The sequence below is a fragment of the Rhizobium mayense genome (assembly GCF_030272705.1).
Classification (GTDB): domain Bacteria; phylum Pseudomonadota; class Alphaproteobacteria; order Rhizobiales; family Rhizobiaceae; genus Rhizobium; species Rhizobium mayense.
This window is the reverse complement of sequence record NZ_JARFYM010000099.1, coordinates 1-1,062: the sequence shown is the minus strand read 5'-3', so window position 1 is coordinate 1,062 and position 1,062 is coordinate 1. Positions and strand designations below refer to the sequence as shown.

The window sequence follows — 1,062 nt, the reverse complement described above, 5'->3', positions numbered from 1 at the left end:
GAAGAGACGCTGCGCACCGCCCTCGCCATGGGCGCCGACCGGGCGATCCTGGTCGAGACCGACGATGCCGTCGAACCGCTGGCGGTGGCGAAGATCCTGAAGGGCGTTGCCGATGCCGAACAACCGGGCCTGATCATCGTCGGCAAGCAGGCGATCGACGACGATTCGAACCAGACCGGCCAGATGCTGGCGGCATTGCTGGGCTCGGCGCAGGCAACCTTCGCGTCGAAGATCGAACTCGGTGAGGGACGCGCGACTGTCACCCGCGAAGTCGACGGTGGCCTGCAGACGATCGAGGTCAAGCTGCCGGCCGTGGTCACCACTGACCTTCGCCTCAACGAGCCGCGTTATGCCTCGCTGCCGAACATCATGAAGGCGAAGAAGAAGCCGCTCGACAAGAAGGCTCCGGCCGACTTCGGCGTTTCCACCGCGCCGCGCCTGAAGGTGCTGAAGACCGAAGAGCCGGGCGGCCGCAAGGCGGGCGTCAAGGTCAAGTCGGTGGCCGAACTGGTCGAAAAGCTCAAGACCGAAGCCGGCGTCCTGTAATCCAGTCCGAACGAGGAGTTAGACACCATGGCCATTCTTCTTCTGGCTGATCATGACAGCAATCACCTTTCCGACCAGACCGCCAAGGCACTGACGGCCGCCACACAGATTGCCAAAGGAACGGCAAGTGACGTGCACGTCCTCGTCGCCGGCAAGGACGCCAAGGCTGCCGCCGAACAAGCCGCCAAACTCTCCGGCGTCTCCAAGGTGCTGCTGGCCGAAAGCGATGCGCTTGCCAACAATCTCGCCGAGCCGCTCGCCGATCTCATCGTGTCGCTGGCGGCGGGCTACGACACCATCCTGACCGCCGCCACCTCGGTCGGCAAGAACGTCATGCCGCGCGTCGCCGCCCTGCTCGACGTCGCCCAGGTTTCGGAAATCATCGAAGTCGTCTCTTCGGACACCTTCAAGCGGCCGATCTATGCCGGCAACGCCATCCAGACGGTGCAGGCGACCGACGCCAAAAAAGTCATTACCGTGCGCACCGCCTCGTTCGCCTCGGCTTCGGAAGGTGGC

At 64.1% G+C, this 1,062-nt stretch carries 1 protein-coding gene and 1 pseudogene; both read left to right on the top strand.

Going from position 1 to position 1,062, the window contains the following annotated elements:
* The coding region (locus PY649_RS34750) for an electron transfer flavoprotein subunit beta/FixA family protein (RefSeq protein ID WP_285873598.1) at nt 1-546 on the top strand (546 nt) is incomplete at its 5' end.
* A gap of 27 nt (nt 547-573) precedes the next feature.
* A pseudogene (locus PY649_RS34745) lies at nt 574-1,062 on the top strand (electron transfer flavoprotein subunit alpha/FixB family protein); the annotation flags it as partial.